The 19623-nt window shown below is 31.2% G+C and carries 23 protein-coding genes; 11 read left to right on the forward strand and 12 right to left on the reverse strand.

The window, feature by feature from the left end:
* Positions 1-3: 3 nt before the first annotated feature.
* The 4 genes from Q4528_RS00995 to Q4528_RS01010 all read right to left on the reverse strand — a co-directional run bounded on the left by Q4528_RS00995 (position 4) and on the right by Q4528_RS01010 (position 4529).
* Complete coding sequence (locus Q4528_RS00995; protein WP_046466986.1) at positions 4-489, reverse strand: glycosyl-4,4'-diaponeurosporenoate acyltransferase CrtO family protein; 486 nt, start codon at positions 487-489, stop codon at positions 4-6.
* 226 nt (positions 490-715) lie between these two features.
* Positions 716-1492 carry an aggregation-promoting factor C-terminal-like domain-containing protein gene (locus Q4528_RS01000; RefSeq protein WP_303520199.1) on the reverse strand — a complete coding sequence of 259 codons (777 nt, stop codon included), beginning with the start codon at positions 1490-1492 and terminating at the stop codon, positions 716-718.
* 459 nt (positions 1493-1951) lie between these two features.
* A complete protein-coding gene (locus tag Q4528_RS01005; RefSeq protein ID WP_017636594.1) occupies positions 1952-3376 on the reverse strand; it encodes a polyphosphate--AMP phosphotransferase in 1425 nt (474 codons plus the stop codon).
* Positions 3377-3473: 97 nt separating this feature from the next.
* The gene (locus Q4528_RS01010; protein ID WP_303520202.1) at positions 3474-4529 is read right to left on the reverse strand and encodes a PTS sugar transporter subunit IIC; all 1056 of its coding nucleotides are present in this window, start codon (positions 4527-4529) and stop codon (positions 3474-3476) included.
* A 269-nt stretch (positions 4530-4798) separates the two neighbouring features.
* On the opposite strand from Q4528_RS01010, the gene Q4528_RS01015 reads away from it, so the two are divergent.
* Positions 4799-5158, forward strand: a complete 360-nt coding sequence (locus tag Q4528_RS01015; RefSeq protein ID WP_029055975.1) for a DUF488 domain-containing protein — start codon at positions 4799-4801, stop codon at positions 5156-5158.
* 61 nt (positions 5159-5219) lie between these two features.
* Here Q4528_RS01015 and Q4528_RS01020 read toward each other — a convergent pair whose 3' ends face one another.
* On the reverse strand, positions 5220-6593 hold the full coding sequence (locus Q4528_RS01020; protein ID WP_046466983.1) for an amino acid permease: 1374 nt from the start codon (positions 6591-6593) through the stop codon (positions 5220-5222).
* Between the two features lie 202 nt (positions 6594-6795).
* Here Q4528_RS01020 and Q4528_RS01025 point away from each other — a divergent pair, with 202 nt between their 5' ends.
* The 3 genes from Q4528_RS01025 (at position 6796) to Q4528_RS01035 (ending at position 8788) form a co-directional block, all read left to right on the forward strand.
* Positions 6796-7362, forward strand: coding sequence for a TetR/AcrR family transcriptional regulator (locus Q4528_RS01025; protein ID WP_029055974.1), 567 nt, complete (start codon positions 6796-6798; stop codon positions 7360-7362).
* A 232-nt stretch (positions 7363-7594) separates the two neighbouring features.
* Positions 7595-8539 (forward strand): LLM class oxidoreductase, encoded by a 945-nt coding sequence (locus tag Q4528_RS01030; RefSeq protein ID WP_303520204.1) that lies wholly within the window; start codon positions 7595-7597, stop codon positions 8537-8539.
* Between the two features lie 12 nt (positions 8540-8551).
* Complete coding sequence (locus Q4528_RS01035; RefSeq protein ID WP_017636600.1) at positions 8552-8788, forward strand: DUF896 domain-containing protein; 237 nt, start codon at positions 8552-8554, stop codon at positions 8786-8788.
* Between the two features lie 52 nt (positions 8789-8840).
* On the opposite strand, the gene Q4528_RS01040 is transcribed toward Q4528_RS01035, so the two are convergent.
* The 3 genes from Q4528_RS01040 to Q4528_RS01050 are packed head-to-tail and all read right to left on the reverse strand — an operon-like array spanning position 8841 to position 10403.
* Complete coding sequence (locus Q4528_RS01040; protein ID WP_017636601.1) at positions 8841-9218, reverse strand: VOC family protein; 378 nt, start codon at positions 9216-9218, stop codon at positions 8841-8843.
* A 49-nt stretch (positions 9219-9267) separates the two neighbouring features.
* Positions 9268-10083, reverse strand: a complete 816-nt coding sequence (locus tag Q4528_RS01045) for an NmrA/HSCARG family protein (protein ID WP_017636602.1) — start codon at positions 10081-10083, stop codon at positions 9268-9270.
* A 17-nt stretch (positions 10084-10100) separates the two neighbouring features.
* Positions 10101-10403 carry a DUF2316 family protein gene (locus Q4528_RS01050; protein WP_017636603.1) on the reverse strand — a complete coding sequence of 101 codons (303 nt, stop codon included), beginning with the start codon at positions 10401-10403 and terminating at the stop codon, positions 10101-10103.
* A gap of 126 nt (positions 10404-10529) precedes the next feature.
* Between Q4528_RS01050 and Q4528_RS01055 the strand changes: the two genes are divergently transcribed.
* From Q4528_RS01055 to Q4528_RS01070, 4 genes are all read left to right on the forward strand, one after another.
* Positions 10530-11093, forward strand: a complete 564-nt coding sequence (locus Q4528_RS01055) for a TetR/AcrR family transcriptional regulator (RefSeq protein WP_017636604.1) — start codon at positions 10530-10532, stop codon at positions 11091-11093.
* The gene (locus Q4528_RS01060; RefSeq protein WP_046466981.1) at positions 11086-11790 is read left to right on the forward strand and encodes an SDR family NAD(P)-dependent oxidoreductase; all 705 of its coding nucleotides are present in this window, start codon (positions 11086-11088) and stop codon (positions 11788-11790) included. The genes Q4528_RS01055 and Q4528_RS01060 overlap by 8 nt, the downstream gene beginning before the upstream one ends.
* 74 nt (positions 11791-11864) lie before the next feature.
* Positions 11865-12866 carry an amidohydrolase family protein gene (locus tag Q4528_RS01065; RefSeq protein ID WP_046466980.1) on the forward strand — a complete coding sequence of 334 codons (1002 nt, stop codon included), beginning with the start codon at positions 11865-11867 and terminating at the stop codon, positions 12864-12866.
* 42 nt (positions 12867-12908) lie between these two features.
* Positions 12909-13742 carry an alpha/beta hydrolase gene (locus tag Q4528_RS01070; protein WP_046466979.1) on the forward strand — a complete coding sequence of 278 codons (834 nt, stop codon included), beginning with the start codon at positions 12909-12911 and terminating at the stop codon, positions 13740-13742.
* Between the two features lie 89 nt (positions 13743-13831).
* On the opposite strand, the gene Q4528_RS01075 is transcribed toward Q4528_RS01070, so the two are convergent.
* Positions 13832-14689 (reverse strand): fructosamine kinase family protein, encoded by an 858-nt coding sequence (locus Q4528_RS01075; protein WP_046466978.1) that lies wholly within the window; start codon positions 14687-14689, stop codon positions 13832-13834.
* Between the two features lie 237 nt (positions 14690-14926).
* On the opposite strand from Q4528_RS01075, the gene Q4528_RS01080 reads away from it, so the two are divergent.
* Both Q4528_RS01080 and Q4528_RS01085 read left to right on the forward strand, forming a co-directional pair.
* Positions 14927-15994, forward strand: a complete 1068-nt coding sequence (locus tag Q4528_RS01080; protein ID WP_046466977.1) for a quinone-dependent dihydroorotate dehydrogenase — start codon at positions 14927-14929, stop codon at positions 15992-15994.
* Between the two features lie 119 nt (positions 15995-16113).
* The gene (locus tag Q4528_RS01085) at positions 16114-16422 is read left to right on the forward strand and encodes a hypothetical protein (protein WP_390323661.1); all 309 of its coding nucleotides are present in this window, start codon (positions 16114-16116) and stop codon (positions 16420-16422) included.
* Positions 16423-16474: 52 nt separating this feature from the next.
* Here Q4528_RS01085 and Q4528_RS01090 read toward each other — a convergent pair whose 3' ends face one another.
* A complete protein-coding gene (locus tag Q4528_RS01090; RefSeq protein WP_375371831.1) occupies positions 16475-17161 on the reverse strand; it encodes an epoxyqueuosine reductase QueH in 687 nt (228 codons plus the stop codon).
* A 146-nt stretch (positions 17162-17307) separates the two neighbouring features.
* Positions 17308-17808, reverse strand: a complete 501-nt coding sequence (locus tag Q4528_RS01095) for a DUF3278 domain-containing protein (RefSeq protein WP_017636612.1) — start codon at positions 17806-17808, stop codon at positions 17308-17310.
* A 163-nt stretch (positions 17809-17971) separates the two neighbouring features.
* Here Q4528_RS01095 and Q4528_RS01100 point away from each other — a divergent pair, with 163 nt between their 5' ends.
* Positions 17972-18421, forward strand: coding sequence for a VOC family protein (locus Q4528_RS01100; protein WP_046466975.1), 450 nt, complete (start codon positions 17972-17974; stop codon positions 18419-18421).
* 503 nt (positions 18422-18924) lie between these two features.
* Here Q4528_RS01100 and Q4528_RS01105 read toward each other — a convergent pair.
* A complete protein-coding gene (locus Q4528_RS01105; RefSeq protein WP_029055960.1) occupies positions 18925-19512 on the reverse strand; it encodes a TetR/AcrR family transcriptional regulator in 588 nt (195 codons plus the stop codon).
* Between the last annotated feature and the right edge of the window lie 111 nt (positions 19513-19623).

Raw genomic sequence — 19623 nt, forward strand, 5'->3', positions numbered from 1 at the left:
TATTTAACCTCTTTTATAAATTAAACGAATTAACTTTTCTAATCTTGGACGATTATATCTTTGTACTAAGATCACAGGAATATGACTAAATAATACATAGATTAAATTGATTATTTGTATGTATCTAGAAGATTTCACAAATATAATAACTGGTATTATAGACAACCAATGAATCAATTCTGCTCTTTTCATTTCAATATCAAGTTGTTTTAATGTTTCAATATTTAAATCTTCTATTGAATTCTTATTATATATATGAGAATTTAATTTACTTCCTTCAGGTATCAAGTACTTCCATTGGTTTACTTTTAAAATTCTATTCCAAAATTTACCATTATTTTCCCAAGAGTATATACGAAATATATGATCATTTTTTTCAAAAAATGAATTAGGTATTTTAGTTCCAAAGTGTGCTAATGTCATTTGAATCGAAAACCAATACAAACTATGTAAAACAGTTAATTTCAAGGTCTTTTTAATAATTTTCAAACACATAACAACACCTTCACTATTTTATCACCTATTAACATACGTTTTAGAACATGTTCCCTCATTATCATTATTTAAACTCTAAACACCAAATGAATTAAAATTTTTAATTAAACTTTGTAAAAAATTAATAAGCTAAATAAAAAAAGACATAAAAAAAGAGGATGACATAGTCATCCTCTCAATCATTTATAACTCGAAGTTCTTTCCAGTTATAAACTGAATCCTACCACCATCCGTGGCTTTGACGGAAAGCAATTGCACTGCTTAATGAACCGTAACGGCTATTAGCATAGTTAAGCATACCTTTAGTTTGGCTAGCTACTGATCCTGAACCCCAAGATTCTTTAGTTTGACCTAAACCTCTGTATCCAGCTGGGTTAACTGCGTTAGGGTTACCACCTGATTCAGGCATAACGATAGCGTTCCATGCAGCTTCAGTACCACCATTAGCTAAGAATTGAGCTTTAGTTGATCCACCAGTTGAAGCACTTGAAGTTGAAGCACTTGAAGTTGATGGTGCTGAGTATGAAGTTGTTTTAGTGCTGTAGTTATGGCTTGAACTACTGTTTGAAGAAGTAGTTGGAGCTGAAACAGTTTTTACGTTAGTGTTGCTTGATTGTTGGTTAGAGCTTACTGATTGAGTACTAGCTTCTTGGTTATAAGAAGTTGTGTAGTCAGCTGATTGAGCTGCAGTATTTGATGTTTGAGCTGATGCTTGAGTTGTTGAAGCGTTTGAACCAACTTCTTGGTAGTTCCAAGTGAAGTTTGTACCGTCTGAAGTGAAGTTATATTCGAATCCACCACTTACAAAGTGAATGTCGTAAGCGCCAGCTTGAACTGGTTGAGTGTTTAATTGTTCTGGGTGGTTATGAGCTAAGTCGATTAAATGTGCTTGATCTACGTTAGTAGTTTCTGAAGCGTGTGCTTCGTGACCTGATACTGCGTAACCTGCTGCTCCTAAAGTTAATGCTAATGTTGATGCGATAAATGTCTTCTTCATAATTGAAAAATCCTCCAAAAAGTTTTTTGTTTTTATATGTTTTCTTGTATTAAATTCGTTGTGCAATATTGAAAATGTTTTTGTTTAACTTTCGACGGTATTCACTATACCATAAAAATCGGCTTTGTATATTACACGTTCCTTACAAAAAATTACAAACTAAACCTCGTTTTGTAACTTTGAAATATAAATGTCGTCCTTGTAATATAAAGACTTAAACTTTTTAGTTTAAAATTTCATCACAAACCCTTATATTACATTAGATTTTTAAGAGTTTTGCTCAACTTTTACATTTGCCGTAATATTACAGATTGCATTTTAGTTACATAACTGTAATAGTTCTAAAAATTTAAAATGGTTAGTTTTAACATAAAAATAGATGAAATATCCAAACTTTATCATTAATTTGAATCATTTCATCTAAACACAAACTATATTTATTTTGTAATCCGAATTAGTTTAATAGTCTTTAACGCCCCATAATACTTTTTCACATTGTCTAATAATATATTTCAATACTTCAACTCTTGCAGTCTTCTTATGATCAGCAGGCACAATGAACCAAGGTGCGTAATTAGTATCAGTATATTTAATCATGTCATGACTTGCTTCTAAATATAAATCCCATTTATCACGATTACGCCAATCTTCATCCGTTATTTTCCATTGTTTATTTGGATCTTGCTCTCTATCCTTAAATCGCTTAAGTTGTTCATCTTTATCTAAACACAAGAAAAATTTTAAAAGAATCGCACCTTCATCTGTCCACATTTTTTCAAATTCATTAATTTCATGATAAGCTCGTTTCCATTCTTCTTTATCGGCAAACCCCTCTACTCTTTCTACCAACACTCTGCCGTACCAACTGCGATCGAATATTTCAAGGTGACCTGTTTTAGGCATTTCTTTAGCAAAGCGCCATAAGTAATGATGAGCTAATTCAACATCGGTTGGTGCACTGATACCATTTACTTCATAACCTGTAGGATCTAACTTTTCTCGAATTCGCTTAATATTACCACCTTTACCAGCTGCATCCATTCCTTCGAAAGTTAAAATAAGTGGAATCTTTCTTTCATATAATGCAAATTGAATTTCTCTCATACGTTTTTGTAAAGGTTCAATCATTTCTTTATATTCTTTTTTAGAAATTTTCTCGAATTTAACATCAAACATATTAGTCGAAAAATCTTTGCTAAATGCACCATCTTTATTAGCTTGTTGTCGTTTTGATTTCTTAATCGCGTTTTCTAATCTTTCTATTATATGTTTGTACATTTTTTCAAATGCGACTTCACGTTGTGTATAATCAATGACTTCCCATTGGTTATCTTTATGTGTGAACTTTCTCATTTCTGCTAAATACGTTTCATTAGGGATGACCTGTTCATATTCTTGAACTTTCCATTTCATTAATGGATTGTCTTTAGTTTGTTGAATATGTTCTTGTCGTTTTTCTTCGCTCACTTCAATATAAAACTTAATTAATTCATAATTGTCATTTTGTAGCATTGTTTCAAAACTTTTGATTTGATTAACTAGTTTCTCACTTTTTTTATAATATGCTTGTTTAATACCGTTTTCTTTATAATCTAAGAAATGAGAATACCAACTTCTAAAATATATGTTAATGTGTCCTTTTTGAGGTAATGTGTTCCAATATTTTTGTAAAAATTGATATCTTAAATCTTCATATTGTGGTGACTTAGTAGAGATGAATTGTGTGTATTTTGCATCAAAAGTCAGTAATAGTTCGTTAGATAAACGTGTCTTCCCTGACGCCGGCATACCTTCAAATAAAATCATAATTGGAATGCCTAATTCATGAGTTTGGCGAGTCAGACTTGCTGCTTTCAATTTTAATTCTTCTATTTTTTTATTCATAATACCCACCCTTTGGTTAAAAATGAAATTTTATAAAGTATAGCATAATAAAAACAGGTCTTTTACTATTAAATGAAAGAAACCTGTTTTTTACTTATTATGCTAAAAATTTAAATATTTCATTACTATAAATTTTAAATACCTTTCTAAATAGAATATCTAAAATCCATGCTATAAAAAAGGGAACGATAAAGAAGGCAACAACGATAAGTAATAAACTCAACCAAGCAGAATCAACACCCATAAATTTAAATGCATTAATAGGTCCTACCATCCCTATAAATCCAAATCCTGCTGATTCTTTTGTACCTGCTATACCTACAATTCCTGAAGTAATCCCTGAAACTGCGGCTGTAATTAATATTGGTAGCATAATAATCGGATAACGCACCATGTTAGGCATCATCATTTTCACACCACCAAAGAAAATAGACATTGGCACACCCGCTCGATTGACTTGGCTAGTTCTAATTAGTAATACCGCTTCTGTAGCTGCTATACCAATAGATGCGGAACCAGCCGCTATACCCGAAATACCAATCGCTATGGCAATCGCTACTGTTGATAGCGGCGATATGATAATGAAACTAAATACCATTGAAATTAACATACTCATTAATACAGGCTGTAATTCTGTAAAACTGTTTACCATATTTCCTATCCCTGTTGTAATCAAATGTACATAAGGTAGAATCAATACACCTATTGTTGCGGCAATGCCTCCGACAACTGTTGGATATACAATTAAAGCCATACTACCTACACGGTGCTCTATTAACAAAATCAACAATACCGCAATAGATGCAGTAATCATTGTATTAATCAAATCTCCTATTCCAGCAATCACCCATGTACCATTCTTAAATTGGGCAGCACCACTTCCAACATAAGAAGCACTTGCTACTACTGCCATAGCTAATGGTGTCAAATTAAATTTTAAAGCGATTAACGCTCCTACTAGTGCTGGTACAGTAAATTGAATTGCTTGAACAACACCTAGTAATGTTTTAAAAATAGGATGATATTGCATCAAATATTTAAATATTTCTCCCAATATCGCATTAGGTACTAAACCTGCTACAATACCTACTGCTACCCCAGATAACACTCTGAATATAAAATCTTTTGGTCTTATTTTACTCAATGTTGTCATTTCTAGCGCCTCCAATAATCTATTACAATAAAAAAAGACAAATAGCCTTATTTGAACTAACTATACACATGATGAAATCTAAGGTGTGTTGGTATTCGTTGATGCAATCATTTGTTGTGTAAAGTTGGGCCAATTAAGACTATAGCTAGTATTATACCATATTATTTAGAATTTTCAGATAATTATTTTAAATTTTCATCATTTTTTAACATCTTTATGCCATTATGATTGTTATGCTAAAGTTACAAATAAAAGAGGAGATGTATACGATGACTGTTAAATGTCAACGCATCTATGATAAGCAAATTGCTAAAGGTAAGCGTGTGTTAGTTGATCGTGTTTGGCCAAGAGGTATTTCTAAAGAAGATGCACAATTAGACGAATGGTTAAAAAAAGTGGCCCCTACTACTGAATTAAGAAAATGGTTTAATCATGAACCTAAATTATATGCTGCGTTTTCAGAAAAGTATGCTAAAGAATTACGTGAAAATAGCGAACAACAAGAAGCTTTTGAATATCTTAAAGACTTTGTGTCATCAAGTAAGGAAGATGTTATTTTATTATATGCCGCAAAGGATACTCAATATAATCACGCTAATGTATTAATGAAACTTCTAAAAAATAACTAAATCAATAAAAAGCATTTAATGAGTTTACCTTTCATTAACTCATTAAATGCTTTTGTTTTAATTATTCATCTACAATTTCTGCTTTTCTAGATTCTTTCTTATATCTCAAATACATTAAACCTAATATTCCCATCCAAAATGGCGCAATAATAACTGCTATTCTTGTTCTATTGTTAATTAATAAAATAATAAATATAAATGCAAAGAATGTAACAATACCATAAGCCATCCACTTACCGCCTGGTAATTTGTATTGACTTTGTTTATGTAACTCTGGATTTTGTTTTAAATAACCGATATAAGCAATCATAATAATAGACCAAATTACGATATTTAATACTGTAGAAACTGTTGTAATATATACAAATACTTTCGTTGCATCTTTAAAGATGGCATTAAGTACAACAGAAATACTTAACAATCCACATGTTACTAAAATCGCATAATAAGGCACACCATTTCTATTTGTTTTTCCTAATATAGGAGGTGCTTGTTTACGTTGAGATAATCCAAACATTGTTCTACTATTGGCAAACACGCCACTATTACAAGCTGAAGCTGCTGCAGTTAATACTACAAAGTTGATAAGTCCTGCCGCAAAAGGAATACCAACTAACCCAAATAATTTAACATACGGACTATCTGACGGACTAAGTTGATTCCAAGGTACCGCAGCCATAATAACTGCTAAAGAACCAATATAAAAAATCAAAATTCGATAAGGTACATTATTGATTGCTTGAGGAATTGTTTTATGAGGATTCTTAGTTTCACCTGCTGTGATTCCTATTAATTCAATACCTATAAATGAAAAAATTGCCATTTGAAATGACATGAAAAAGCCAGATGCACCATGAGGGAATATACCACCATGACTCCAAATATTAGATACACTAGCTGTTCCGTATGGCGTCTTCATTGCAAAAATGACCATAACAATTCCTACTATTATTAATGCTAAAATTGTTAAAACTTTAATAATAGCAAACCAAAATTCCAATTCTCCAAATAATTTAGCGCTGAATAAATTTAAAGACATGAGAACTAGTAATGTAAATAACGCCGTTAACCAGTTCGGCATAGCCGGGTACCAGTAATCTACGTATTTAGCTACAGCTGTAATTTCGGCCATACCAGAAATAATCCATGTTAACCAATATGTCCAACCTACAATAAATCCTGCCAATGGACCTATATGTTTATGGGCGATATCCGCAAATGATTTAAAACCAAGATTAGATAATAACATTTCTCCCATTGCACGCATAAACATAAATAATACAAAACCTACTATAATATATGTGAGTAAAATTGAAGGACCAGCCAAATGAATAGATTCACCTGCTCCTAAAAATAAACCTGTTCCAATTGCACCACCAATAGCAATCAATTGAATATGTCTATTACTTAACTCACGTTGCAATTTATCCGCCATTATTGTCTCCCCATTCCGGTCATTGCTTAACTATAATTTTTTGTTTAATATAATCTTTCATTTCTACTATAAAGTTACACATACCCTCATTTTCAAATTACAATCAAATATTAAAAATGATTTAGCTTAATACTTTGACATCACGATAGTTTAGCAAGATAATTTAATAAAGATATACAACACATGTTAGGTAGGTAAAAAGATGAATACGACTAAAATAGATCCACGAGTTTTACGTACTAAAAAACTATTAGTTGAAGCATTTCAAACCGTATCCCGAGAAAAACAATTCTCACAATTAACCGTGAAAAATATTACTGACGAAGCAACAGTGAATAGAGCTACTTTCTATGCCCATTTCACTGATAAATATGATATTTTGGATTATTCACTATCAGTAACCATTCTTAAAGATTTAAACGATACATTGAAGGTTTCAGATTTTATAAATGAACAAGTGCTTTCACAATTATTTATGACTATCTGTGATTATATGGTAGATGTTCAAAATTTTTGCAAGTTAAATCAAGACGTATTTTGTAACCAAGCACATCAACGTATTAATGAAGAATTAGAAGATATATTCACGATTATGTTAGAAAATAGTTACCCTAATCATGAACGAGACATCCTCGTCAACAGTGCTAGTTTCTTATCGGCTGGTCTATGTGGCTTATGTAAACACTGGCTTAATACAAGTCAACAAACTGCTAAAGTATTTATAGAGAAAAATCTTCCATTTCTTATTCACCATGTTGCGCATTTATAATTTTCTTATTCAAAATTCACCTATATATCTATTCATAAAAATCGTTCTAAAACGTTAATTTATGAATAGATTTTTTACTATAAGGCAACATATTTTAAAATATGTTAGTTAAACGACAATCTTATAAACATGTTGTTTGCACTTTTTTAGATTAAGGTATATATTATATTTAAACAACAGATGTTGTATAGATGATATGTGTTGTTAAACTAAAAAGACTGGAGGGTATGATATGACGACAATAGAGGATCACGAGGGATTTAAGCGGACATTCAAAGATAAGCATTTAACTTTAGGTTTATCTATTCCGTTCGATCAGCCAAAACAGAAACAAATTAATATCGATGAACAAGTTGAATTAGCTCAATTAGCTGAAGAGTTGGATTACTCAAGCCTATTTGTGAGGGACAATCCGTTATATAGCAAATATTTAGGTAATGTAACCGAGAATTACGACCCATTTGTATTTTTAACTTACTTAGCTGCCCATACTTCCAAAATATCTCTTGGCACAGCAAGTATTGTTGCTACATTACGTCATCCCCTCCATTTAGCTAAGGCAGCTACATCTCTCGATATTTTATCCCACGAAAGACTATTATTAGGTATGGCTACAGGTGATCGATCGTTTGAATTTCCAGCTTTTAAAGTGAATGAAGATGAATTATCAGAACGATATCGTACAACTATTAAGTCGCTACAACAATTATGGCAGTCAAATGCGCCTGACATTTCAAATGCTATATTTGAATTAAGTGAAGAATCAGTACTACAGGTTTTACCTAAAAATAAAGCCATTCCGATGTTAGGTACTGGATACTCTAAACAATCTATAGAATGGCTCAAACAAAATATGGACGGTTGGATATTTTATGCTCAACATTTTCAAGATCAAAAGCAACTGGTAGAACAATGGCATAAAGATAATGAAATTTTTAAACCTTTCATAAATATATTGTTCGTCGATTTATCTAGTAATCCTAATGAGACAGTCAAACCTATTAAAGGCGGCTATCGAACAGGTAGAAAAATGTTACTTGAAATTTTAAAGGCATACGAAACCATAGGTACAAACCATATAATATTACGATTTATCAATAAAGACAGACAACTAAAAGATATCATCAATGAAGTTGGAACGTATATAGTACCCCACTTTCCAACTCACCAAATTTAGGAGGAATTAATAATGGAAATTTTAAACAGAATAAATGAATTAGCAAATAAAGAAAAAGTACAAACATTGAGTGTAGAAGAAAAACAAGAACAACAAGCGCTTAGACAAGATTATTTAAAAATGATTAGAGGACAAGTGTTAAATACATTTTCAACTATGAAAGTCGTTGATCCACTTGGTCAAGATGTAACACCAGACAAAGTTTATGATTTGCGAAAAGAATATGGCAACATTCAAGAAAATGAATAACTAAATTGAAAAAGCACTTAGTATCCAAACGGAAACTAAGTGCCTTTGTTATTTAACAAACTAAAAAATTGAATTTATGGCCATCTGGATCAGCAAACATTGCACCATAATAACCTTGCTTAACACAAGGTTTTTCTAAAATAGTACCTCCTGCTGATTCGACGCTTTCGATAAGTTGGTCTACTTCTTCATTCGTATTAACACCTAACGAAATAATTGTTTCATTCGCATTAGAAGTTACCGTATCTTTAGTAACCGCTTCAAAGTGATTATTTTCAATTAAAATAACAATCGTATTGCCTATTTTAATCCCTACCATTTTATCTAACATCTCTGGGTTATGATTAATTTCAAAACCTAAAGCTCGGTAAAATGCTTCACTTCTATTCAAATCTTTCACATGCAAATTAAACCACATTGATTTAATCATAAATTCGGCTCCTTTAATTGGTTAATTTAAATCGCAACAATATTTCTACTTAAAATTGTACATGTTCAATCCACTGTGCTAGAGATAGTTTATCAGGGTTAATTTGATTCATTAATTCAAAATCAACCACATATCCTTTATCTTCTAACCAACTTCTTTCAGCTGTACCACTCACAAATTCACCTTTAATTTCTGTAGGTAGACCAGTGACAGTTGCAAATGTTTTAACCACTTCATTTAAAGTTAATTCATCTGACGCAATTTCGATGGCTTGATGATTATATTGTTCTGTTTTTTTAAATAAATTAGCAGCAACTTTCGCAATATCAATTGAAGAAATCATTGCGAATTTAACTTCAGGATTGATAAACTCAGGTATTGTTATTTGTTGGTCTTCTTTCTTAGCAATTCTAAGGAAGTTATCCATAAAGAATGATGGTTTAATAATTGAGAAGTTTAATGATGATGCTTTCAGTTCATTTTCTATTTCAGCTAACGCTTCAAAATGGGGTCCTGTTCTATCTCTATTTACACCGCCTGCTGTACTATACACAACATACTCAATATGTTGTTTTTCAGCTAATTTAATAATCATTTTTCCTTGTCTTAATTCTTCCTCAATATCATCTTTTATGATTGGTTGAACACTATATAATCCATATTGTCCTTCCATTGCTTCTTCTAAGCTTTGTTGATTACTCAAATCACCTTCAAAAATTTCAAGTTGATCACTTTCAATAGAAGTTAATTTATCATTATGTTTATTACGAGTTAAAGCACGTACATGCCAACCATCAGTTAATAATTGTCTTACAACTGCATTACCTTGTTTACCTGTAGCTCCAATAACTAGAATACTTTTCATTTATTTTCTCTCCTTTATTACTGTTGTAAAAACCAATAATCTTCCTTCTCACCTTTTAAATAAGTGTATTCTTTAGGTGATTTACCCATATGCCATATATTTTCATTCATTAAATCTCTTATATCCCATACTAAATGAATAAATTGATGTAAATGATTTCCAAACAATTTGTTTGGTGCTTTCATCTGTAATACATGAGATACCTCATTAATTGAAATATTCATTTCATCTGCTATATTTTTCAAACTCAAAGTCGTTTCATCAAAATGCTCTTGTAATTCTCTAGCTGTAATTTGTCTTTGTTCTTTATTTAATGACATCTACATCACTCTTCCCTTTTATTAAAACATCTACATCTCTTTTATTTGTCTTTTTATATGATAGGCTTTATAATAAACGGATAGTTGTCCGTTTGTCAACAAACTTATTTTAAGAAGGTGATGTATTTGCGTAAAGACGCCCTAGAAAATCGACAGCGTATTGAGAAAAAAGCAATTGAACTCTTTAACCAACATGGCGTTCAAGAAGTAAGTATGAATCGTATCGCAAAAGACTTAAATATTGGAATGGGAACATTGTATCGTCATTTCAAAGATAAAAGTGCATTATGTGCAACTATCATTGCACATGACTTTACTGACATTATCAACGAAATGTATGAAGTTAAAAACAAGAACAGTGATAAACAACTGATTTTTAGTGATTCACTAGACATCTTTTTAACATTTAAATCTAATAATAGTGAGTTATTACATTGTATTGAAGACACAACAGATAAAAATGACTTTTACAATAGCGACATTTATTTACAATTATTTAAGTTTTATTATGAAGTTCTTGGCAATAATACAAGTACACCATGGACAACATTTAAAGTAGATATGTTACTTAAATCTTTATCTACCAATTCTTTTGAATTACAAAAAGAAAAGCGCGGTCTTTCAAACGAATCAATTAGAGACTATTTAATCAAACTATATATTACAGACGAGGTGGCAACAAATGGCTAAAATTACATTAATTACAGGTGGAAATAAAGGACTAGGCTTTGAAACAGCTAAATCACTTATCGACCAAGGTCATAAAGTATATATCGGTTCACGTGATGAATCCCGTGGACAAGAAGCAGCACAACAAATTGGCGCTCAACTTGTTCAATTAGATGTCACTGATGATACATCAGTTAAAAAAGCATTCGATTATATCAAAGAACAGGAAGGCCGTTTAGATGTATTAGTAAATAATGCAGGTATCTCTGGTCAATTTGCTAAACCTGCTGATATTACAGTTGAAGATATGAACAAAGTTTATCAAACGAATGTTTTTGGCATTATAAGAATGATGAACACATTTGTTCCATTATTAGAACAATCTGAACAACCAGTTGTCGTTAATGTCACAAGTGGTCTGGGTTCATTTGGTATGGTCACTGATCCAAATACTCAAGAATATCATGTTAATTCATTAGCATATTGTTCATCTAAATCTGCAGTAACTATGTTAACTGTTCAATATGCTAAAGGTTTACCAAATATGCAAATCAATGCTGCAGATCCTGGTTCTACTAATACTGACTTAGTTGGCGATTTTAGTAACAATGCTAAACCAGCAACAGAAGGTATTAAACCAATTGTAGAGTTAGCAACAATTGATGCGGATGGACCAACTGGCACATTTATTAATGCTGATGGCAAAATGCCTTGGTAAACTTTTGAAAGTTAGAACTAAAAACTTTATAACAAATGATGTAAATAACATACATTCTATTGGAGGATTTTATAATGAAAAGTATTACTTTTGAAGAACACTATGTCATCGATGAGATTCAAAAAGAAACAATGAAAGCAGCATCTGCTGATCCTAATGGCGTACCAATGAAAACAATGCTTGAAGGTTTAGAACAAAAATCTGGCTTTACTGATGCGGATGAAATTAAATACCATGATAAACGTATCAAATTTATGGATGAACAAAATGTTCAAATGCAAGTTTTATCATATGGTAACGGCGCACCTTCTAACTTAGAAGGGCAAAGAGCTATCGATCTTTGTAAACAAGCTAATGATACATTAGCTGAATATGTTAAAGAATATCCAGACCGTTTTGTTGGTTTTGCTACATTACCTATTAACGAACCTGAAGCAGCTGTTGAAGAATTTAAACGTTGCATCAATGAATTAGGTTTCAAAGGTGCACTTATTATGGGACGCCCTAAAGACGGCTTCTTAGATCAAGACAAATATGATGGCATTTTTGCAACGGCTGAAGCTTTAAATGTACCAATTTACTTACATCCAGCACCTGTTAATAGCGATGTATATCAAGCATATTATAAAGGTAATTATCCAGAAGTAACTGCTGCAACATTTGCTTGTTTCGGTTATGGTTGGCATATTGATGTAGGTATCCATGCTATTCATCTTGTACTATCTGGTGTTTTCGATCGTTACCCTAACTTAAATATGATTATTGGACACTGGGGAGAATTCGTTCCATTCTTCTTAGAACGTATGGACGACACTTTATTTGCAGATCATTTACAACACCCAGTTAGTCATTATTTCAAAAATAACTTTTATGTAACACCAAGTGGTATGTTAACTAAACCTCAATTTGATTTAGTTAAAAAAGAAATGGGCATCGACCGTATCCTTTATGCTGCTGACTATCCATATATCGAACCTGAACGTTTAGGCGTATTTTTAGATGAATTAGGTTTAACTGACGAAGAAAAAGAGAAAGTAAGTTATACAAATGGAGCTAAGTTATTAGGATTAGAATAATATTCCAATAATCATTGTTAATAATAAATGGAGGTATTTTATATGAATACTATAGAACTAAAAGGTGCTAAATTACGCTATCATCAAATCGGACAAGGACCTGTATTAATTTTCATTCCAGGAGCTAATGGTACTGGTGATATCTTTATGCCACTTGCACAACAACTTAAAGATCATTTTACAGTTGTAGCAGTCGATCGTCGTGACTATGGTGAAAGTGAATTAACAGAGCCACTACCTGAATCAGCTGCTAACCCAGATGATGATTATCGTGTAAAACGTGATGCTAAAGATATTGCAGAACTTGCACAATCATTAAGTGATGAGCCAGTATATGTATTAGGTTCAAGCTCTGGTTCAATCGTTGCTATGCACGTATTAAAAGATTATCCAGAAATCGTTAAACAAATTGCTTTCCATGAACCACCTATCAACACATTCTTACCTGATAGTAAATATTGGAAAGACAAAAATGATGACATCGTAAACAAAGTATTAACTGAAGGTTTAGAAGTTGGTATGAAAGACTTTGCTGAATCATTAAAAATTGCACCTATTGATGCTAAAATGATGACTGCTCAACCTGAATCAGAAGAAGCTAAAAAAGAGCAATATCAACGTTCAATGTTCTGGGTAGAATATGAAATTCGTCAATATACACATTCTGATATTACTTTAGACGATTTCAAAAAACATGAAGATAAAATTACTTTATTAAATGGTACTGACTCTAAAGGTTCATTCCCACAAGATGTGAACTTCTATATCAATGAACAAATTGATTTACCAATTGTTGATATTCCAGGTGGCCACTTAGGTTATGTTCAAAAACCTGAAGGCTTTGCAGAAGTATTATTAAAAATGTGGAATAACTAAAAAGTTGTTCTTTATCTAAGAAGTTTATATGAAGTATTAAATATATTATTCACGCGTTGAGATTTACCTTCTCAACGCGTGTTTTTTCTTTATCCTAATATTGTTTCCATGGAGCGATTAACACTACCTTCATACATACCGCCAAATTTTAATAAATGAATCATAAGTAAATATAATCTATAAAACTCTAAACGCTCATATGCGCCTTTAGCTAATGGATAATGCTTTTCATATTCATCATAAAATTCTTGTGTAAACCCACCAAATACTGTCGTAATACCTAAATCAAATTCACGATCGCCATAAAATGGTGCTGGGTCAAATAAAGCTGGTTGACCATCCGTTAAGAACATATAATTGCCACCCCATAAATCACCGTGCAATAATGATGGCTTGCTTTGGTGATTGTCTAAGGCGTTGACCATTACTTCTCTGACCTGTTCATATACTTTATTATCTTCTTTATTCCATAATCCTTTGCGCAATAATTCATCTCTAATGTGATCCATACGTTGTTCTATAAATAATTCTTTCCATGAATTTGTCCATGTATTTTCAAATGAAATATCGCCACCTTCATGAGGTAATCGAAAACCAAATTGACCGTCTTCTTGTTGTTGGCTATGCATTTTAGCAACTAATTGACCTAATTCTCTTTGGCTTCCACCAGTACCTTCTTCTAAATAGCTTAATAATAAATAAGCATCGTCATTAATTTCCCCGCTTGCGATAACTTTCGGTGCAGTAATGCCAGCATTTTCAAATTCATTAAGACCTGCAATCTCCGCAGCATAAAAAGATTCATTTCTATTTCGTTGAACTAATAAGAAAAATGTGTCATCTTGCTGTGTAGTAACTTTGAATGCTTCGTTAACATCCCCACCACTTATAGACGTAATATCTTTAATATAATCTAGAGGTAATTGTTCTTTCCAATCTATTGCCATTATCTCACCTTCCATTTATCTGTAATACTTCTTATATTTCCTAAATATATCACTTTTAATCTTTAAGTATGTCACCTATGTGAATGAATCATTATTTAGAAGTTCGACTATTTTTTAAATTTTTATAATTTAACTAGGAAATTTAATATGAAAGTGCTAGTCTATTAAAAGGAAAAGTTTCAAATATATTAAATTGAGGATAGTAAGCCTCAAATATAATGAACTAGGAGCGTTAATATGTATAAACTAATCAAACCATTATTATTCAAAATCGAACCTGAAAAAGCACACGGATTAACAATTGATGCACTAAAAATCGCGCAAAAACAGTCATATGTATTACCTATTATGAAAAAATTATTCGACTATCAAAACCCAATTCTTTCACAAAATATCCATGGTATCACATTTGAAAATCCTATTGGACTTGCCGCTGGTTATGATAAATCTTGTGAAGTACCTAAAGCTTTAGAAAACCTTGGATTTGGTGCATTAGAATTAGGTGGTATCACGCCAAAACCACAACCTGGTAATCCTCAACCTCGTATGTATAGATTATTAGAAGACGATGCTTTAATTAACCGTATGGGCTTTAATAATATTGGAATGAATAAAGCACTTAGTAACTTACGACGTCATGCTTATCATACGCCAATCGGTCTTAACGTTGGTGTAAATAAAATGACTTCTTATGATAACCGTTACCAAGATTACATTAAAGTTATAGATACATTTAAAAATGACGTGGATTTCTTCACTGTGAATATTAGTTCTCCAAATACTGAGAACTTACAAAATTTTCATGACAAAGATGAATTTTCAATGTTATGTAGTGCTTTAGAAACATTCAAAGCACAAAATGAAATTAATTTACCTATATTCTTAAAACTTACTTCTGACATGGATGAAAATGGATTAAAATCACTCTTACCAACTATTAAAGAACATTTTGACGGTGTTATTCTTGCGAATACGACACGTCAACGTGATGGTTTAACATCAGCTAATCGTGTTGAAGATGGTGGGTTAAGTGGTCGTCCATTATTTGAACGTAACTTAAAATTAGTTAAATTAGCATACCAAGAAACTAATGGAGAATTACTAATTATTGGTACTGGTGGCATCTTTAGTTCTGAAGACGCAATTAAAATGATACGTAATGGAGCTTCATTACTACAAATTTATTCATCTCTTGTAATAGAAGGTCCAGGTCTAACTAAGAAAATAAATAAAGAAATCGCTCAGTATTTAAAACAAAATGATTATCAAAATATTAGTGATATTATTGGATTAGATGCAAAGTAGCGTACTAATAATTCAGTTAATAGTATAATATCTTTACTTTGTATAGGTCTTTTATATAGGATATAAATTAAAGTAATCATAGATAGTTATAAATTAAAACTTACTCAATGTTATGTGTCATGAATATGGGAGGCATTCTTAAAGTGCGAGAAGAAACAAAAGAAAAAGATATGAATCATTCAACGCAACAAGATAATATCGATAACAATAGCAAGGCTGAAAGTAACGAAGAAGATGAACGTAAAGGGCTACATGATTATCGCAAAACAGATCTTGATTTAGAAATTGAACGCGAATTACAAGAAATGATGGAAAATGATGACAAAGAAGTAAAGAAAGAAAATAAACGCTTTAAACTATTCTCTTTCCTTGCTATGTTAGTTATCGCCATTATGGCAATTATACGTTTCATTCATAAAATGATTTAACTTTATTAGAATACCCAGAGTTAAGGCTCTCGCCTTTTAACTCTGGGTATTTTTAAAATTGTTGTAAAAATGCACTTGCATCTTTATTGATTTGTTTAAAGTCAATACCTTGTTTCATTGCTGCAAAGACACATCCACAATAACATTGTCTAAATATATTATAGTCATTACACATTTCTATAGAACGTTCATAACCTTTGTTTTTCTTGAAATCACTAGGTAGGTATTTAACGTTATATACATTTTGCACATCCATCCCTAATTGATTAATTAATTGTGCATTCTTTTTAGGAGATAATGTAATCGCACTACCAAAATAATCATAACCATATTTAATAGCTGCTTCTGCTACTAATTCAAGTCTCATTTCAAAACAAGCAGTACATCTTAGACCACCTTCAGGCTCCTCAGTTAACCCTTTAGCCTTAGCCATTTTCATAAATTCATGTGGTTTATATTCAGCTTCAATATACTTCACATTTGAACCTGTCTTTTTATTGAAATCTTGAACAAACATTTCTTGTACTTTGGCACGTCTTAAGTATTCATTTTTAGGGTGAATATTGGGATTAGCAAAATAAATAGCGATATCAGCATATTGTGTTAAAAATTCTAAAGTATATGTGCTACATGGCGCACAACAGCTATGTAATAAAATTTTAGGGCGCTCGTTTTCCCTTTCCCATTGTTGAATCATTTTCCTTAACACTTTGTCATAGTTTACCTTTTGATTTTTCATTTTTTTCAAAATGTCGCCCGCTTCAATCAAAAGAAAACATTCCCTTCATTATTTATTATATAATTTATGAATATTATACAATAAATCGATAATGAAAGAGTGTTCTCAGAGAAATTACTTTTATTTTATTTAATTCAATATTAAGTTTAATATTCTTTCATGATTTTATTTACTTGATAAACATACATAAATCCACCAAATACAATACCCGCAATAATGGCAGTAATAATTTCCATACCCCATTGAATACTTGTATGCTGTAAATATTTTATGATTAAACCTAAGAGAAACATAGCACTTCCGAAGTAAAGCATCAAAATCACACTTTTAATTCGATATTTATTCACTAATTTTTTATATTCTTCTGGTGAATAAACTTTATCTTTATTTAGTTCATCAGATTTTGTTTTATATAACAATACGCCATTAATTATAAAAAAGAAAATGAATAGTAATATTGTATTTAATGAAATTGTTTGGTGATACGCATCAATGATTAGGTTAGACAGTAACAAAATAGGCATACCAATATAGGTAATTATAAATGTAGTGGCCAATTTTTGATTTAAAAGCGTTCTCTCCCTTTCATCTTTTTCAGTTGATGTATTAGTAATCCAATTTAATAACTTTTCATTCAACTGACTCATATGAATACCCCTTTCAACTAGTAATTTTAGTATATGTCTAATATATATGACACATGTATTAATGTCAAATATAAATGACATTAATACTTAATTGTATTCATTTAACATAGAACATTGTATGATGTTGTTAGCAATATAATATAAAAGACTAAGGAGCAGTTTTATGACTCAATTATCACCCTATTTAGCATTTCCAAACACTAAAGAAGCTTTAAAATATTACGAAGAAGTATTTGGTGCGACGAATATTAAACGTTTAGAAGTCGGAGAAGATCAAGCGGAACATTTTGGAATGACAAAAGAACAAGCTAAAGAAGCAACTATGCATGCAGAATTTGAAATTGTTGGTGTGAAAATTTTAGGTGCAGATTCATTCGAACGTATTCAACCAATCAATAACGGCATTTCATTATTAATTGATTTTGACGTTAATGATAAAGAAGAAACTGAAAAAGTAGAAGCTTTCTACGATAAAATTAAAGACCATGAGTCTATCAATATTGAACTACCATTATCAGAACAATTTTGGGGCGGTAAAATGGGCGTCTTCAACGATAAATATGGCGTAAGATGGATGTTACATGGTCAAGATTATAATGCAACGAATCAGTAAATAGGTAATAATAAACAGGCTGGAACATAAATCCCAAAATAATAGCACTAAGGTGATTTATTTTAATCATCTTAGTGCTTTCTTTATACCCAATACTTCGTATTGTATGGCTCTCTTTCCCAGGGTACAGTTTCAGCCAGAAATACAGCACAGATAAATCTGTGAGTATTTCTAAGGTCTTCAACTAGCACTGTTCCCTCGGGAGTCTCGCCATAAATACTACGTATTTATATGTAATTTTACTTTAAAATATTTAAAAAATAAGGCACTTTCGTATAATTTAATAAGCATCACTAAACTAAATTAATGGAATCCTTATGTATAAAGATTAATCGATTTAGAGTAAACTCCAAAGTAGATGCTTTATCAAAATCTTTATTTGTACAATTTCATAATCAGTGTTTAAAACAAAATCTCATAGATAAAAAGGTAATTTCTATATTATTTAAATAGAAGTTACCTTTTTTCTCTTGTTCAAGAACTTTATGTCTCTGCCTCATTTATTATTTCTCTCGTTGTATTATTGTAGCTGGGCCGTTATTGACAATATCATAAAAATATTGAATCAATTCTTCTTTCGATATACGGTTAGGATCCTCTACCCAATGACGTATAAATGAAAGCCCCGCTCCAGATACATAACTCATAAAATAAGAAAATGGTATGTTACCAATTTTATTATTGTCGTTTTTAAAATGATTTAAATGTCCTGTGATAAGTTCATATAGCTTCTCATGCAAATTGGAATCCTTACCAATATTAAACATAAGTTGATAAAACGACATATTCTCTTCTATATTACCAATTAAAAACTCCATAATCGTACGTATATTATCAGCTGATATTGCTTTATTACTATATACATCATTTTCTTCAATAAATACTTTAATTTCTTTAACCTGCTCATCTTCCATTTGTTCTAATAAATCATATTTATCTATGTAATGCGTATAAAATGTACTACGATTGACGTCTGCTAAATCTGAAATTTGTTGAACTGTAATTTGTTCTAATTCCTGTTTATGCAATAAATCGATAAATGCTTGTCTGATTGCTTGCTGTGATTTTCTAATGCGTCGATCTTGCGGCATAATGTCACATCCTTTATCTCTATACAACAATTATACGTTGTTTGTTGGTTATTACACAAATTAAGGACATTGATGATTGGAATTCTGATTATTACCTCTTATCATGAAGGT

Origin of the sequence: Staphylococcus pasteuri, assembly GCF_030547725.1 — a bacterium.
Lineage (GTDB): Bacteria > Bacillota > Bacilli > Staphylococcales > Staphylococcaceae > Staphylococcus > Staphylococcus pasteuri.

Excerpts from the sequence above, each read along its gene's own strand:
- Q4528_RS01030 (WP_303520204.1), top strand. The coding sequence starts at position 7,595 with ATGACGACAATAGAGGATCACGAGGGATTTAAGCGGACATTCAAAGAT.
- Q4528_RS01070 (WP_046466979.1), top strand. The coding sequence starts at position 12,909 with ATGAATACTATAGAACTAAAAGGTGCTAAATTACGCTATCATCAAATC.
- Q4528_RS01020 (WP_046466983.1), bottom strand. The coding sequence starts at position 6,593 with ATGGCGGATAAATTGCAACGTGAGTTAAGTAATAGACATATTCAATTG.
- Q4528_RS01010 (WP_303520202.1), bottom strand. The coding sequence starts at position 4,529 with ATGACAACATTGAGTAAAATAAGACCAAAAGATTTTATATTCAGAGTG.
- Q4528_RS01035 (WP_017636600.1), top strand. The coding sequence starts at position 8,552 with ATGGAAATTTTAAACAGAATAAATGAATTAGCAAATAAAGAAAAAGTA.
- Q4528_RS01085 (WP_390323661.1), top strand. The coding sequence starts at position 16,114 with ATGAATATGGGAGGCATTCTTAAAGTGCGAGAAGAAACAAAAGAAAAA.
- Q4528_RS01005 (WP_017636594.1), bottom strand. The coding sequence starts at position 3,376 with ATGAATAAAAAAATAGAAGAATTAAAATTGAAAGCAGCAAGTCTGACT.
- Q4528_RS01095 (WP_017636612.1), bottom strand. The coding sequence starts at position 17,808 with ATGAGTCAGTTGAATGAAAAGTTATTAAATTGGATTACTAATACATCA.
- Q4528_RS01050 (WP_017636603.1), bottom strand. The coding sequence starts at position 10,403 with ATGTCATTAAATAAAGAACAAAGACAAATTACAGCTAGAGAATTACAA.
- Q4528_RS01040 (WP_017636601.1), bottom strand. The coding sequence starts at position 9,218 with ATGATTAAATCAATGTGGTTTAATTTGCATGTGAAAGATTTGAATAGA.
- Q4528_RS01100 (WP_046466975.1), top strand. The coding sequence starts at position 17,972 with ATGACTCAATTATCACCCTATTTAGCATTTCCAAACACTAAAGAAGCT.
- Q4528_RS01015 (WP_029055975.1), top strand. The coding sequence starts at position 4,799 with ATGACTGTTAAATGTCAACGCATCTATGATAAGCAAATTGCTAAAGGT.
- Q4528_RS01000 (WP_303520199.1), bottom strand. The coding sequence starts at position 1,492 with ATGAAGAAGACATTTATCGCATCAACATTAGCATTAACTTTAGGAGCA.
- Q4528_RS01045 (WP_017636602.1), bottom strand. The coding sequence starts at position 10,083 with ATGAAAAGTATTCTAGTTATTGGAGCTACAGGTAAACAAGGTAATGCA.
- Q4528_RS01025 (WP_029055974.1), top strand. The coding sequence starts at position 6,796 with ATGAATACGACTAAAATAGATCCACGAGTTTTACGTACTAAAAAACTA.
- Q4528_RS01075 (WP_046466978.1), bottom strand. The coding sequence starts at position 14,689 with ATGGCAATAGATTGGAAAGAACAATTACCTCTAGATTATATTAAAGAT.
- Q4528_RS01060 (WP_046466981.1), top strand. The coding sequence starts at position 11,086 with ATGGCTAAAATTACATTAATTACAGGTGGAAATAAAGGACTAGGCTTT.
- Q4528_RS01090 (WP_375371831.1), bottom strand. The coding sequence starts at position 17,161 with ATGAAAAATCAAAAGGTAAACTATGACAAAGTGTTAAGGAAAATGATT.
- Q4528_RS01065 (WP_046466980.1), top strand. The coding sequence starts at position 11,865 with ATGAAAAGTATTACTTTTGAAGAACACTATGTCATCGATGAGATTCAA.
- Q4528_RS01080 (WP_046466977.1), top strand. The coding sequence starts at position 14,927 with ATGTATAAACTAATCAAACCATTATTATTCAAAATCGAACCTGAAAAA.
- Q4528_RS01105 (WP_029055960.1), bottom strand. The coding sequence starts at position 19,512 with ATGCCGCAAGATCGACGCATTAGAAAATCACAGCAAGCAATCAGACAA.